Below are 13,445 nucleotides of genomic sequence, written 5' to 3'. Positions count from 1 at the left end.
ATTTTTAAATATCCGGTGAGACATAAGCAACGTTCCCTAGTCCCAGCGGGACAGAAACAACATCTCTTTGTCCCAAAAAACAAGGGACATAAGCGGGACACTAACAACGTCCCTCTGTCCCTAGTCCCTTCGTTATTATAGTATAATGCAAATCAGACCGCCATTGCCTTCGTTGATGATCTTTTGGAGGGTCTTTTGAATCTTGGATTGAACATCTTCTGGCATCTTGTAGAGTTTGTTCTGTAGGCCTTCCTTAACAAGAACCTCTAAGGACTTACCAAACATGTTGCTCTGCCAGATCTTTGATGGATCTGATTCAAACTGCTCCAGTAATGACTTAACCAGCTCTTCACTTTCCTTCTCTGTACCCATAATAGGAGATATTTCTGTTTCGATATCTGCCTTTATCAGGTGCAGTGATGGAGCACTGGCCTTCAGCTTAACGCCAAATCTGTTGCCTTGTTTTACTATTTCCGGCTCTTCAAGTTTCATTTCACTAAGCTGTGGTGCTACTAGGCCATAGCCTGTTTCTCTTACATCTTTGAGAGCTTCTTCTATCTTGTCAAATTCTGTCTTCGCTCTATGCAATTCTTTCATAATGCCTAGGAGCTCTGTTTCACCCTTTATGTTACATCCGCAAACTTCACTTAATATATTGTAGAATATGGATTTTTGAGGTGCCAGTTCAATTCTTGCTGTTCCCTCTCCCATATTCATTTCGCTAACCATTCCTTTATCCAGGAACTCGATTTGTCCTAAGCCATCGATGGATTCTCTTACATCTCTAACCTTTTCGATACTCTTGCACATATCCTTGATGATGTTCATAAGGTTAACCTTTAGCCAATGGGTTGCCTCTAATTTCTCTATCCATTCAGGCATATCTATGTTGATTTCCTTCACCGGGAATTCCTTAAGAACTCTGTGCATTACATTTGTAACATCCTCTTGCCTTAGATTTAAAACATCTAACAGCTCTACAGGAACATTGTACTTTCTTTCAAGCTCAGCCTTTAGCTGAATGGTTTCAGGATCACCGGTTCTTGCGGAATTTAATATGATGATGAAGGGCTTATTTATAGCTTTTAATTCAGCTACAACTCTTTCTTCTGCCTCTAAATATTCTTCTCTGGATATGTCAGTGATAGATCCATCAGTGGTTACCAATAGACCGATAGTGGAATGTTCGTTTATAACCTTCTTTGTACCAAGCTCTGCTGCCTCTTCGAAAGGTATTTCGTAGTCATACCAAGGAGTAGTTACCATTTTAGGTTGATTACCTTCTATGTAGCCTGCTGCGCCTTTTACAATATAACCAACACAGTCCACCATTCTCACTTTGAACTTAATTCCTTCTGCTAAGCTGATTTCTACAGCTTCATTTGGAACAAACTTTGGTTCTGTAGTGTGAATTGTTTTTCCAGAAGAACTCTGAGGAAGTTCGTCCTTTGCTCTTTGCTTCTTGTAGGTATTATCGATATTTGGGATTACCATCATATCCATGAACTTTTTGATGAATGTTGACTTACCTGTTCTTACAGGACCTACTACTCCTACATAGATATCGCCTTGTGTACGCTCTGCTATATCCTTGTATATATCAAAGTTTTCCAAAATATACCCTCCCAATTATAGTTATTACGATATATATATATTAATAGCTAAAGTCATTTATGACAAAAAACAAAACTGCCTTAATTTATTTTAAGACAGTTTTTCGTAATTTTTTTAGTCTATGTATATTTCATCTTTTTTGTCTCTGGTCATCAATGCATGTACTGCTTCCTTTGGATTTAAGCCCATAAACAGAATTCTATAGAGTACATCGGTTATAGGCATATCTACCCCTTCCTTCTCTTTAAGGGTATAAAAGGCCTTGCAGGCGGTTATTCCTTCTACCACCATGCCAACTTCCTTGATAGCTTCATCTGTGGTATAGCCTTTACCAATGAGTATACCTGCCCTACGGTTTCTGCTGTGCATACTAGTACAAGTTACTATTAGGTCTCCCATGCCGGTAAGGCCGGAGAAGGTTGTTCTGAGCCCCCCAAGTTTGGTTCCTATTCGTATAATCTCATGCATTCCTCTGGTCATAAGGGCTGCCTTTGCATTGTCGCCGTAACCAATACCATCGGACACTCCAGCTGCTAAGGCAATTATGTTTTTTACAGCTCCGCCTATTTCCACGCCAATAATATCCGAATTTGTATAAACTCTCAGATGCTTTGACATAAATAGGTCCTGTACCTTTTGTGCCGCTTCCATATTAGTAGATGTAACAACCATGGTTGTAGGGGATTCTGTAGCTACCTCTTCAGCATGGCTGGGACCAGAAAGTACTACGACGTCATTTTCAGGAAGCTCCTCACTGATGACCACTGACAACCTCTTTAAGGAAGTCTCCTCTATGCCCTTTGCAATACTGACAATTATCTGACCGGGCTTTACCAATTCCCTAATCTGTTTTGATATAAGCCTAATAACATGAGATGGTACCGCAAGCACTATATATTCTGCCCCGCCTATAACTGCTTTCATATCGTTGGAGGCCAAGACATTTTCCGGAATAGCAATCTTCTTTAAATATCTCTCATTGGTTCTTTTAGTATTTATTTCTTCAATAACTTCTAAGTCTCTGTCCCAAAGTTCTGCCTTGTAGCCTTTTTTACCTAAAAGCATACTTAGAGCTGTTCCAAAGCTCCCCCCACCAATTAATGCCACCTTAATCATTTTTTTCGTTCCTTTCACGGAATTGTAGTTTTATTCCGGTACCTTTAAAATCAAAGCTGCTTCTTAACTGATTTTCAAGATACCTTTCATAGGAAAAATGAAGAGCCTTATAGTCATTTACAAAGAAAACAAAAGTTGGTGGTTTTATACCTACCTGAGTAACATAGTATATTTTGAGTCGCTTTACACCAACTACTGGAGGTTCCTTCATAAGTACAGCTTTGTTTATAACCTCATTCAATATACCCGTTGAAATTCTTCTGCAGTAATTGTCATAGCACTCTTTAGCCATTTCAAGGACCTTATGCACTCTTTGGCCAGTTTTTGCTGAAATAAACAGGTATGAGGCATAGTTTAAGAATTTTAATTTCATCTCTAGTTCTTTTTTGTATTTGTCCATGGTCTTATCGTCTTTTTCAACAAGATCCCACTTGTTCACTATAACCATTATGGCTTTGTTCATTTCATGGGCATAGCCAACGATTTTTTCATCCTGTTCAGTTACACCTTCCTCTACATCTATCATCAAGATACACACATCTGCCTTTTCGATAGCTGCCAGGGTTCTTACTACACTGTACCTCTCTATTTCTTCCTTAACCTTACTCTTACGTCGAAGACCTGCGGTATCGATAAGTATGAACTTTCCTAGCTCTGTTTCCAGATAACTATCCACCGCATCTCTTGTAGTTCCGGGAACATCACTTACTATTACTCTCTCTTCTCCCAAAAGCCTATTTATCAAGGAAGACTTTCCCACATTTGGTTTGCCCATAAAGGCTATTCTGATAATCTCATCGTCAACCGCTTCATCATCAATATCTCCAAAATGTTCAACAACCTTATCCAGCATATCTCCCAAGCCTAAACCCTGAGAAGCGGAAATTGTAATAGGATCCCCTATGCCTAAGTTATAGAACTCGAAGGCATTGTTTTCTTCCTTCAGAGAATCTACCTTATTTACAACTAAAACTATAGGCTTCTTGCTCTTTCTCAGCATTTGAGCAACCTCTTTATCTGCCCCGGTAAGACCTTCCTTACCGTCCACGATAAATATTATTACATCTGCAGTCTCAATGGCAATCTGCGCCTGTCTTCTCATTTGGCTTACTATGATGTCTTCACTTTCCGGTTCTATACCACCCGTATCTATAATTGTAAAGTTGTATCTAAGCCATTCTGCTTCGGCATATACTCTATCTCTTGTTACCCCAGGTGTATCCTGTACTATTGATATTCTCTTTCCCGCCAATTTATTAAATAAAGTTGACTTACCTACATTGGGTCTTCCCACGATTGCAACTATTGGTTTTCCCATTGCTATTCCTCCCTTTTGTATTCCTTATTCTGCATGTATAAATTATCAATTTCTGCTCCACCGGCTGTCTTTGTTTCTTTACACACCTGGCCATTATTATTGATTATGTCTATTAGATCTTCCCCGGTATATTCACATTTTATAACTTTTCTTCCCAAGGCCTCTTCTAAATCATGTATGGTCAAATCATCCAGAAAAACAGATTCCCCGCTTCTTAGCATGTTAACGGGTATGATTATCTTGCCCGGTCCGATATTATCCTTTAACTGGTCAATGATATCTCCACCGGTAAGGAGGCCTGCTACAGTTATGGTCTCTCCAAAGAACCGGTTAATGATCTTTCTGACATCAAGTTTAACCTTATTGTTTTTTTCCATAATAAGCTTTGCCATGCTTTTTATCTCCTCATAGGCTAAAACACCGGTAACCAAGGTATATTCTCCCTCAGCCTCATCTTTCAAATAGGGCAGTGTTTGTTCTATGCTATCCCTTAGGAACCTTATCATTCCAACACCGTCCTCCAGCTGTTCAAAGCCTTCGTAGAAGTCACTGTCAGGTATTTCTTCCCCGGCTAAGACATAAAACTCATCTGAAAGTCTCACAAAGGGTGCTCCAATTTCTTTTATGTACTTTTTCTGAAGCTTTCTGACACTATGAATTTCTTTCCTTGCACTGTCAGCATTATATAGGGTTATATTATACAAGCCTTCTCGGTACTTGGTAGAACCTACCGGAACCACTGCAACGTTTTGTATTGCAGGATGGAGCTTATAAAGGTCCTCAATAGTCTTTATAAGTTCTTCTCCGTTATTTATTCCGGGAACACTGACAATTTGAGTGTTCATGTTTATGTTTGCGGCAGCTAACTTTTGCAGTCTTTCATATATATTGCCGGCAAAACGGTTATTGAGCATCTTCTTTCTAAGCTCAGGGTCCGTAGTATGCACAGAAATATTAATGGGACTGATTCTATATTTTATAATTCTGTCTATATCGCTATCCTTCATATTGGTGAGGGTTACAAAGTTCCCCTGAAGAAAGGCCAGTCTTGAATCGTCATCTTTAAAATACAGGGTGTCCCTCATACCTGGAGGCAGCTGATCGATGAAGCAGAATATACATTTATTAGAGCATCTCTTAGCCTCATCCATAATAGATTTTTCAAAGTCTACTCCAAGGTTCTCGTCATATTCCTTTTCCACTTCATAGGTCCAAATCTCGCCAGTGAGCTTTTGAACCTCTAGTTCTATATATTCTTCTGCCATTAAGAATCTATAATCAATTATATCCTTTATTTCATTGCCGTTTATCGATAATATAACATCCCCAACTTCCAGCTCAAGCTCCTCAGCTATCCCCCCAGGATGTATATTACTTATTTTTGCTGACATAGCGTCACCTCGTTAAAATTAGTATACAACTAGTTATAATACCTTAATTGACCAATATAGTCAACAAATTAAAAGCTTACAGAATAGGAAATGACAATGGACACACGAAAAAATCTAAACACGGAATTTTCGGAGGACACGGAATACGCGGAAGTTCTTTTTTCAAGGTCAACTTTGCTTAAGTTATTGCATTAATGTAGTTTTAACAATTTTACATCCATGTCATATTAAAATAAAAAAGAAGAGTCCCTCAGCGTAATTCCGCGTATTCCGTGTATTCAGTGATTAATATTTTTCACTATTATTCTTCTAGTATCTATTCTTATCTTTATATTAACCCATGTATTATATTCATATTTCATGCAAAGTTTATCTTCGAAAGGATAATTTTCTCCATTGTTTAATGGATATTATAATTATAAATTATACTTATGAAAGATACTTTTAAAAGTTAATTTAGGAAGTGGTAATGTTGAGAGACTTGGCTGGTAGACCAAAAGTGATGGCCACAGTCAACAGAGAAATGATTCGTTCTGCCCTTTTAGAGCTTGGCAGTGCTACTAAGGCAGAACTGAGTAAGTACTGTGGCATAAGCTCTCCAACTGTGGGAAAAGTATTGGAAACACTACGAAAGAATGAAGAGATAATTGAATTAGGTTATGATGATTCCAGCGGCGGAAGACGAGCTATGCGGTATTCCATCAATGCTGAGAAAATTCTTGGCCTTACCCTATTTCTAGAGCAAAAGGAAACTATCTACTCTGTTTATAAGTGCACTGGTGAGACCTTAATAAGTGGTCGTCTAGATGGTGAATTTCTCAAATCCCTGGATAGTATTGAGATGATTGTGTCCGGATTATTGAAAGAGCATCCTAACATTGCTTCCATTTCAATCGGTGTTCCGGGAGCGGTAAAGAATGGAGAAATATTTTTTATACCGGATTATGATGCTTTCAAAGGAGTAAACTTAAAGAAGTATTTTGAAGAACGTTTCAATTTGCCGGTGGTCATAGAAAATGATATGAACGCTGCTGTTATCGGCTATCATGAAGTACTTAAACAAACTTCATTGAAAATTGAAGAGCCCTTGGATAGTAAAGCAAAGCTTCATGATATTTCCATTACCTATCTCTATCTTGGTAATAACGGTCCAGGTACAGGCATTTTAATTAATGGAGAAGTGGTTAGAGGCAGCACTTGTTTTGCCGGTGAAGTTAGCTTCATTCCCATATACGATAAGGAGAACTTTTTCCAGCGTACAAGGCAAAATGGTGTGACCAAGCTGGATATAGATGCTGTTAGCCGCTTAATCACTGCCTTCGTCACCATAATCAATCCCCAATACATAGTGTTATGTAAAAAGGATATTGATCAAAGTGATCTGCTGGAAATCATAGAGAATTGTTCAAAGTACTTTCCCATGGAACATATGCCTGATTTGCGAATCCGGGAAAATTGGAAAGAAGATTACACTCTTGGTTTAAAGACTCTTGGTTTAAAATCAATGTTCTCAGGTATTAAGATTATTAGAGATTAAAGTCCAAAATATAAGTAAAGGTGGAAGAAATTTTATGGCTACGTTTTTTTTAGTTATTATTTATTTATCCTTTATCAGTTTAGGACTGCCGGATTCACTACTGGGTGTTTCATGGCCACTGCTGCACTTAGATATTAATGCCCCATTTGAAGCGGCAGGTTTGATTTCTATGATAGTGGCAGGAGGGACTATCGTTTCCAGCTTTGTAAGTGGTAGAGTAATCAAAGCCTTAGGCACCGGTAAAATTGCCTTTATTAGCTGCTTAATGACCGCTGCTGCCCTCTTAGGTATCTCCTTTGCACCATCTCTCATATGGCTTATATTGTTGGCTATACCACTGGGCCTAGGAGCAGGCTCCGTAGATACTGCCTTGAACAATTATGTGGCCCTGCATTACAAGTCCTACCATATGAGTTGGCTGCACTGCTTTTGGGGAGTAGGCGCTAGTATCGGTCCTATAATTATGTCCAGGTTTATTTCAAAGGGTCAGACTTGGAGATACGGATATCTGACGGTGTCAATCATTCAATTTGTATTGGTTGTGATACTTTTAGCAGCCCTTCCCCTATGGATTAAAGCAGAAAGAGATTCTGAAAATAATGAATCTGGTTCAGAAGAAGCTGCAGATAGCACATCAGTTGGCCAAGCGGCCCAAAAGCCTCTTAAAATTAAGGGAGTTAAGTTAGCCTTAGTGTCATTCTTATTTTACTGCGGTACGGAATCCACAATGGGATTATGGGGCAGTAGTTTCCTCGTAAATGTAAAGAATATCTCTGCAGCCACTGCCGCCAGCTGGGTATCTCTCTATTATACCGGCATTACGGTTGGCCGATTTATCAGCGGATTTTTAACTCTGAAAATGAGTAACCGCATGATGATCCGTACTGGACAAACTATAGCATTGTGTGGTGCTCTCTTATTGTTGCTACCACTGCCATCTATATTCTCCCTGTTTGGCTTTATGCTAGTGGGACTAGGCTGCGCGCCTATTTATCCCTGCATGCTGCACGAAACTCCTGTACGTTTTGGAAAGGAAAACTCACAAATGCTTATGGGTTACCAAATGGCCTTTGCCTACACGGGAAGCACCTTCTTGCCGCCGCTGCTTGGAGTAATTGCATCTAGAACATCAATAAGCATAATGCCCTTCTTCGTTGTATTCTATATAGCTACTATGCTCATTGGTTCAGAAACTCTCAATGCCTATCTATACAAGTTAAAGTCGGAAGTATAGTAATTATCGAAAGAATGTTGATTTAAAACCATTTCTTTACTATACCACCGGTATTTTAATTGTAAACTTGCTACCCTGACCTAATTCACTTTCAACATCAATGGTGCCCTTTAAGCCAATGACAATGTGCTTGACTATGGCCAAGCCTAGGCCGGTACCTCCTTTGGCTCTGGACCTGGCCTTGTCAACCCTATAAAACCTTTCAAAAATTCTTGGTATATGATCTTTAGGTATACCCACTCCATTGTCCTTTACCCAAATTACGCAATGTTCTTCCTCCTGGGCGCAACCAATCTCCACGTTGTCGCCGGTTTCGGAGTATTTTATGGCATTGTCCACTAAGTTAATCATCATTTGCTTGAACTTATCAGTACTGCCTAAAATTCTACATCCCTGCTGTAAGTCGAATTCAAGGTTTATGGTTTTATCCTCTGCGGTTTGCTTCATTAAATTATATACCTGCATTATTGTTTCTTTAACATCTATAAGTTCTTTTCTTTCTTCTATATGGTTCTCTAAATCTGACAGTGTTAATATATCGTTTATCAATCTGGTGAGCCTTTCCGCCTCATCATTTATTATGTCTAAGAACTTCTCCTTAGTGGCTTTGTCCTCTACATATTTGAGGGTTTCCGCAAAGCCTTTAATAGATGTTAATGGAGTTTTTAATTCATGGGACACGTTAGCCACGAAATCCGACCTCATATGTTCCAGTCTTTTTATTTCTGTAATATCCTGCACCACAGCCACTGTTCCCATGTGCTCACTGTTATTTACTAACTCCGCTGTTCTTATCCTCAAAATCTTTTCATGGGGGTATGATACTCTAATTTCCCGCTGTGAACCGTCCGCACCATGGAGAAGCTCGTCAATTACCAGATCTTTTATATGATCAACCAATTTTTTTCCGATAATATCCTTATCAATACCGAATATCTTCTTTGCATAGGGGTTTATCATCATTATACGGTTATTTCTATCTATGGCTATTACTCCACTGTCCATGCTCTTTAGTATAGCCTCCAGCTTATTCTGCTTATCTACTAAGTCCTTAAGAGTGTCCTGAAGTCGACTTGCCATGTAGTTAAAGGTCTTTCCAAGTTGTCCGATTTCATCCTTGGAAGTTACCACTACTCTTTTTTCCAGTTCCCCTTTAGCAACTCTGCCAGTTATATACTGTAAATCTTTTATGGGCTTTATAATGATATAGGAGAGTCTGGAGGATATGGCAAGGGTCATGGCCAAGATTACTATTATCAATATAATATAGTACTTTAAATATTTGGTATTGATTGCACTTAAGGTCTCAATAGGTTTTGAGCTTCTAATAATAATGTTCCCATCTAACCTAGTAGCAACATAAATCATGTTCTTTCTTAAGCTAGAACTATACCTTATACTTATTCCTAACCCTTTTGCTCTTGCTTCAGTTACTTCACTACTTTCATTATGCTTTTCCATAGATTCACTGGTTTTCTGAGTTTCATAAATAACGTGGCCATCCTTGTCAATGATAGTAAGCCTATAATCATATTTCTCTAACTCAGAAGAAAAAGGAAGTTTACCTGAACTAATGTCAATTTTATACTCTTTAATAATCTTAGATATTATTTCATTATTCAAGGCAAGTTCCTTTTTCTTGATTTCAGTGTATTCATAGTTGGATATAAGGACATACAGGGCTATAGTTAGGGCCAGGCAAAATACTATGGTAGAGAGTATAAAAAACATAAGCTTCTTTTTCATGTCAATCACCAAAGTTAAATCTATAACCTATTCCTCTTATGGTCTCTATATACACAGGATTCTTGTCATCCTCCTCAATCTTCTGCCTAAGATGTCTTATATGCACATCCACGGTTCTGGTTTCTCCAATGTATTCATAACCCCATATCTTATCTAACAGAAAGTCCCGGGTCATGACGTGGCCCTTGTTTTTTATTAATATTTCCAGAAGCTCAAATTCCTTTAAGGTCAGTTCCAGTTTTTCACCTTTTTTGAGGATCTCATGTTTCTGAAAGTCTACTGTAATGTTGCCAAATTTATAGGAGTCATCATTAGGTTGAACGCTGGTTCTCCTCAGTACAGCTTTAACTCTGGCCATGAGCTCTCTTATGGAAAAGGGCTTTGTAATATAGTCATCAGCCCCCAGCTCCAGGCCCAAAATCTTATCAATCTCCTCGCCCTTTGCAGTTATCATAATGATGGGAATCTGAGACATTTGCTTATCTCTTCTTATTTCCTTGCAAACATCGTAACCATCCATACCGGGAAGCATCAAGTCTAAAAGCATCAAGCTTGGTTGCTCTGTCTTTGCTATTTTTAGGGCTTCCGCACCATTTTGGGCCGTTAATACCTTATAACCATTGTTCTCCAAATTGAATCTTATCAGTTCTAAAATATTTGCCTCATCGTCTACCACTAAAATTTTTTCTTCCGGCATAAAAAACCTCCATTTATTCTTCCATATATACTAGTGAAAATAATCTGCCGCTTTGGTCTTTCCTTGTCCTAAAGGAATGAAGCTTAATGCCCGATGTTCTTTCAGAGCATCCGGTACACAAGTTTACATCATAGATTTTATCTTTGCTTACACCGGATTTTATACACTGCAGCTCTATACACTTAGCTAAATTAAGCCTTCTATCTACTACTATTTCATCTGATTTATACAAATCATCCGAAGTAAATTTATCCATTAACTCCTGTCCTACCTCATAGCAGCAGCACCTCATATGGGGTCCAATATAGACAGAAATATCTTCGGCCTTAGATCCAAATTCCTGCATCATTTTATTTATTGTGCTGTAGGAAATTTGGCTGTAAGTTCCCTTCCAGCCGCTGTGTACTGCTGCACATAAGTCCCGTGCAGCATCGTATATAATCACCGGAACACAGTCTGCAGTAAATACGCCTATTGCTACTCGCTTTTCCTTTGTAAGTATGGCATCTCCACATTTCACCGAGCCGTCATATATATTTATGACATCACCGTGTACCTGCTTGGAGTAGCCTACATCCCTAAGGCCAAACATTTCTTGAACCTTATTGATATTATTGGTAAAGTTATCAGATATCATATTAAAATCCGCATCATTATATGCAGTAAAAAATATGATATTTGCCTTCCCCTGAACAAATTTGATGTATTGAAATCCATCCATATAATCTATTTTCATTGAATCAACCTCATAATATATTGTTGCATAAATTAATTATCCATTGCAAGCCTATATATATAGATTTAACCTAGTTAACGACAATTTAACATACCTATTTTGTAGACATAAGCTTTTTTATCTCTTCTATAAAGGTATTGACATCCTTAAATTGTCTATAGACGGAAGCAAATCTCACATATGCTATTTCATCTATATTTTTTAGGTTCTCCATTATTACCTCGCCAATATACTCGGACTTTACTTCTGTAAGCATCTGATTACTTATTCTCTTTTCTACGTCTTCAGCAATTGACTCAATTTGCGCCCTTGATACAGGCCTTTTTTCACAAGCCTTTATAAGCCCGTTTATTATTTTTGATTTATCGAAATAGTCCCTTCTTTGATCTTTCTTTATGACTAATATAGGTAAGTCCTCTATCTTTTCATAGGTAGTATATCTCTTTGCACAGCTGAGACATTCACGCCTTCTTCTTATGGACATATTATCTTCTGTAGATCTGGAGTCCACAACTTTACTTTCCTCAAATCCGCAGTAAGGACACTTCATATGCTATCACACCTCTCAAAAGCTTTTATTACATTATCGCATAAATGTGATAAAGCTTACAATAATATTTTAAACAGTTTGCTTTGTCTTAAAATAAATAGACAGACCACTTAAAGCCTGTCTAACTACCCATTAATATTATATTTCACAATTTCTTACAACTATTCCATGCAACAACAGCTTGCATTTATACTTCTATCAGAAAATCACTCTGCACCGGCTGTACTATCAGCATCCACAAGGATTACATCTATCCCTACCTTTTTAACTTTAGACCAGGGTATTTCCAGCATGTTCTGCTTTCCAAACCAGGAGCTTTTTTGCATAGGAAGCAGCAAAGACTCAATTCTATATTCATCACAATCTATCTTAATATCCTTTATATATCCAATTTTAGCACCGGTATTTATGTCGATTACTTCCATTACCCTTAAATTGTTTATGGAGTACATATTGCTATTGTTATCCACTTAAACCTACCCCCTTCGTTTATAAAAATCTCATTAAAATATATGTGCAAAATTAATAAGCTATGCATTTAATCATTAAAAACCTGGATGCCATATATATTTTCTAAAATTGACATTCCAATCAATGATTCATAGATACCATTGTATAGAACACATTCTCTTAAACAACCCTCTTAAATTCTTTTCAGATAAAAAAGGACCATATCAAGCTTCTCCCCTTGATACAGTCCTGTAAATAAATAATAAGTTTAAACATATTTTCTCATATGCCTTAAGGCTGTCTTTTCCAATCTCGATACTTGAGCCTGGGATATTCCTATTTCATCTGCTACTTCCATTTGGGTACGACCGTCAAAGAATCTCAATGTCAAGATAAGCTTTTCTCTGTCATTAAGTTTTTTCATTGCCTCTTTTATAGATATATTCTCCAACCAACTTTCATCCATGTTTTTATTATCGCTTATTTGATCCATCACATATATGGCATCGCCACCATCATGATAAATTGGCTCAAAAAGGGAAACCGGATCTTGAATAGCATCAAGCGCAAAGACAACCTCTTCTCTTGGTACCTTTAACTCCTTAGCAATCTCAGAGATTGTAGGTTCTTTGTTGTTGTCATTTACCATTTTGTCTCGCACTTGAAGAGCTCTGTATGCTATATCTCGCAGTGAACGGCTAACTCTTATAGAGTTGTTATCCCTTAAGTATCTTCTTATCTCACCAATAATCATAGGCACTGCATATGTAGAAAATCGTACATTCTGGCTCAAATCAAAATTATCAATGGCTTTCATTAACCCGATGCAGCCTACCTGAAATAAATCATCAACGTTTTCTCCTCTATTGTTAAATCTTTGAATTACACTCAATACTAATCTGAGGTTACCCTTTATGAACTTTTCCCGGGCTTCACTATTGCCTTTTTTCATCTCCTCCAATAGAGCCCGCATTTCGGGTTCTTTTAACACCGGGAGCTTTGAGGTATTTACACCACATATTTCAACCTTGTTAATCATCATCAAGTCATCGCCCC

The 13,445-nt window shown here is 37.9% G+C and carries 12 protein-coding genes; 2 read left to right on the top strand and 10 right to left on the bottom strand.

The features are described from left to right. Positions 1–135 precede the first annotated feature (135 nt). The 4 genes from spoIVA to FHY60_RS07840 form a co-directional block, all read right to left on the bottom strand. The gene (gene spoIVA / locus FHY60_RS07855; RefSeq protein WP_139904453.1) at positions 136–1,614 is read right to left on the bottom strand and encodes a stage IV sporulation protein A; all 1,479 of its coding nucleotides are present in this window, start codon (positions 1,612–1,614) and stop codon (positions 136–138) included. Between the two features lie 114 nt (positions 1,615–1,728). Beyond that, positions 1,729–2,730 carry an NAD(P)H-dependent glycerol-3-phosphate dehydrogenase gene (locus tag FHY60_RS07850; protein WP_139904452.1) on the bottom strand — a complete coding sequence of 334 codons (1,002 nt, stop codon included), beginning with the start codon at positions 2,728–2,730 and terminating at the stop codon, positions 1,729–1,731. After that, positions 2,723–4,048 (bottom strand): ribosome biogenesis GTPase Der, encoded by a 1,326-nt coding sequence (gene der, locus FHY60_RS07845; RefSeq protein ID WP_139904451.1) that lies wholly within the window; start codon positions 4,046–4,048, stop codon positions 2,723–2,725. Before der ends, FHY60_RS07850 begins: the two co-directional genes overlap by 8 nt. Positions 4,049–4,050: 2 nt before the next feature. Beyond that, positions 4,051–5,439, bottom strand: a complete 1,389-nt coding sequence (locus FHY60_RS07840; protein ID WP_139904450.1) for a DUF512 domain-containing protein — start codon at positions 5,437–5,439, stop codon at positions 4,051–4,053. Between the two features lie 469 nt (positions 5,440–5,908). Here FHY60_RS07840 and FHY60_RS07835 point away from each other — a divergent pair, with 469 nt between their 5' ends. Then, complete coding sequence (locus tag FHY60_RS07835; protein ID WP_207671448.1) at positions 5,909–6,976, top strand: ROK family transcriptional regulator; 1,068 nt, start codon at positions 5,909–5,911, stop codon at positions 6,974–6,976. Positions 6,977–7,010: 34 nt separating this feature from the next. Further along, on the top strand, positions 7,011–8,210 hold the full coding sequence (locus FHY60_RS07830) for an MFS transporter (RefSeq protein WP_139904449.1): 1,200 nt from the start codon (positions 7,011–7,013) through the stop codon (positions 8,208–8,210). Between the two features lie 39 nt (positions 8,211–8,249). Here FHY60_RS07830 and pnpS read toward each other — a convergent pair whose 3' ends face one another. The 6 genes from pnpS to sigG form a co-directional block, all read right to left on the bottom strand. Continuing rightward, positions 8,250–9,956: a two-component system histidine kinase PnpS gene (gene pnpS, locus FHY60_RS07825; RefSeq protein ID WP_139904448.1), complete on the bottom strand. Its 1,707-nt coding sequence runs from the start codon at positions 9,954–9,956 to the stop codon at positions 8,250–8,252. Position 9,957: 1 nt separating this feature from the next. Continuing rightward, positions 9,958–10,653, bottom strand: coding sequence for a response regulator transcription factor (locus tag FHY60_RS07820; RefSeq protein ID WP_139904447.1), 696 nt, complete (start codon positions 10,651–10,653; stop codon positions 9,958–9,960). 13 nt (positions 10,654–10,666) lie between these two features. Beyond that, positions 10,667–11,389, bottom strand: a complete 723-nt coding sequence (gene pgeF / locus FHY60_RS07815; RefSeq protein WP_139904446.1) for a peptidoglycan editing factor PgeF — start codon at positions 11,387–11,389, stop codon at positions 10,667–10,669. A gap of 94 nt (positions 11,390–11,483) precedes the next feature. After that, positions 11,484–11,939 carry a transcriptional regulator NrdR gene (gene nrdR / locus FHY60_RS07810; RefSeq protein WP_139904445.1) on the bottom strand — a complete coding sequence of 152 codons (456 nt, stop codon included), beginning with the start codon at positions 11,937–11,939 and terminating at the stop codon, positions 11,484–11,486. 206 nt (positions 11,940–12,145) lie between these two features. Then, complete coding sequence (locus FHY60_RS07805) at positions 12,146–12,391, bottom strand: YlmC/YmxH family sporulation protein (RefSeq protein WP_139906327.1); 246 nt, start codon at positions 12,389–12,391, stop codon at positions 12,146–12,148. A 266-nt stretch (positions 12,392–12,657) separates the two neighbouring features. Next, the gene (gene sigG, locus FHY60_RS07800; RefSeq protein WP_139904444.1) at positions 12,658–13,431 is read right to left on the bottom strand and encodes an RNA polymerase sporulation sigma factor SigG; all 774 of its coding nucleotides are present in this window, start codon (positions 13,429–13,431) and stop codon (positions 12,658–12,660) included. Between the last annotated feature and the right edge of the window lie 14 nt (positions 13,432–13,445).

The organism is Clostridium thermarum (assembly GCF_006351925.1).
In the GTDB taxonomy this organism is placed as follows: Bacteria; Bacillota; Clostridia; order Clostridiales; family Clostridiaceae; genus Clostridium_AU; species Clostridium_AU thermarum.
The sequence above is the reverse complement of the archived record's forward strand: the minus strand, read 5'-3'. Positions and strand labels throughout refer to the sequence as shown.

Excerpts from the sequence above, each read along its gene's own strand:
- FHY60_RS07850 (WP_139904452.1), bottom strand. The coding sequence starts at position 2,730 with ATGATTAAGGTGGCATTAATTGGTGGGGGGAGCTTTGGAACAGCTCTA.
- der (WP_139904451.1), bottom strand. The coding sequence starts at position 4,048 with ATGGGAAAACCAATAGTTGCAATCGTGGGAAGACCCAATGTAGGTAAG.
- FHY60_RS07840 (WP_139904450.1), bottom strand. The coding sequence starts at position 5,439 with ATGTCAGCAAAAATAAGTAATATACATCCTGGGGGGATAGCTGAGGAG.
- FHY60_RS07835 (WP_207671448.1), top strand. The coding sequence starts at position 5,909 with ATGTTGAGAGACTTGGCTGGTAGACCAAAAGTGATGGCCACAGTCAAC.
- FHY60_RS07830 (WP_139904449.1), top strand. The coding sequence starts at position 7,011 with ATGGCTACGTTTTTTTTAGTTATTATTTATTTATCCTTTATCAGTTTA.
- pnpS (WP_139904448.1), bottom strand. The coding sequence starts at position 9,956 with ATGAAAAAGAAGCTTATGTTTTTTATACTCTCTACCATAGTATTTTGC.
- FHY60_RS07820 (WP_139904447.1), bottom strand. The coding sequence starts at position 10,653 with ATGCCGGAAGAAAAAATTTTAGTGGTAGACGATGAGGCAAATATTTTA.
- pgeF (WP_139904446.1), bottom strand. The coding sequence starts at position 11,389 with ATGAAAATAGATTATATGGATGGATTTCAATACATCAAATTTGTTCAG.
- nrdR (WP_139904445.1), bottom strand. The coding sequence starts at position 11,939 with ATGAAGTGTCCTTACTGCGGATTTGAGGAAAGTAAAGTTGTGGACTCC.
- FHY60_RS07805 (WP_139906327.1), bottom strand. The coding sequence starts at position 12,391 with ATGTACTCCATAAACAATTTAAGGGTAATGGAAGTAATCGACATAAAT.
- sigG (WP_139904444.1), bottom strand. The coding sequence starts at position 13,431 with ATGATGATTAACAAGGTTGAAATATGTGGTGTAAATACCTCAAAGCTC.